We start from the raw sequence: 725 nt of genomic DNA, 5'->3' as shown, positions 1-725 counted from the left end.
GATAAGTTAGGCAAGTCCTTCACCGGAATGACGTCAACCCTGAAAGATTTTATTTCGTCAACCCTCGGGGAACTGACGAAACCGCTGTTTACCAAGCTAACCGACGCCTTGGATAACCTCCTGAAAACCATTCAGCAACTGAAAAAAGAGGGTAGCTTGGATGCGTGGGTACAGAAAATTCAAAGCGGAATTGACAGGGCTTACGAAACGCTACTTTGGTTTGGGGGCGTCATGCTTTCGCTCGCCAAAGAAATTGCCGATCATTGGGGACTCATCAGTACGATCATTCTCGCTGTGACCACCGGGTTTGCCGCCTTTCGAATTCTTTCGTTCGTCACTGCCTTATGGGGTGCTTATAAAGCGGTGGTTGTCACCGTAATGGAGGCTCAAGGAATCGTAAACGCCATTCTGGCCACCACAAACGGCCTGTTGTATCTAACCGCAGGCATCATCGCTGTAGTCGTGGCGGCCTGTTATGTACTTTATCAAGCATGGACAGAAGATTGGGGCGGGATTCGGGAAAAGACCTATTCGGTGGTCAACCTGATTTCTGCCTATATCACCGCGATGCTCACCCATGCCGAAATCGGCTTTAACCAGTTTCGGAGATTTGTTTATTCCGTCTTGGATTCAGTGCTGAACGCCCTCAGCCCGGTGGTGGGCTTGATTGGCAAACTCGCTCCCGGCTTTGAGGAAGGATTCCAGCAAATTCGGGCTTCCGTATC

Annotated in this window: 1 protein-coding gene; it reads left to right on the top strand. The window is 50.2% G+C overall.

Annotation, left to right across the window (positions count from 1 at the left end; all coding sequences use genetic code 11):
* The coding region (locus tag GJ688_RS20065; protein ID WP_170292183.1) for a hypothetical protein at nucleotides 1-725 on the top strand (725 nt) is incomplete at both ends.

This window comes from Heliobacterium mobile, from assembly GCF_009720735.1.
Lineage (GTDB): Bacteria > Bacillota > Desulfitobacteriia > Heliobacteriales > Heliobacteriaceae > Heliobacterium > Heliobacterium mobile.
Note: the sequence above shows the minus strand (reverse complement) of the source record. Positions and strands in the feature narration are given on the sequence as shown.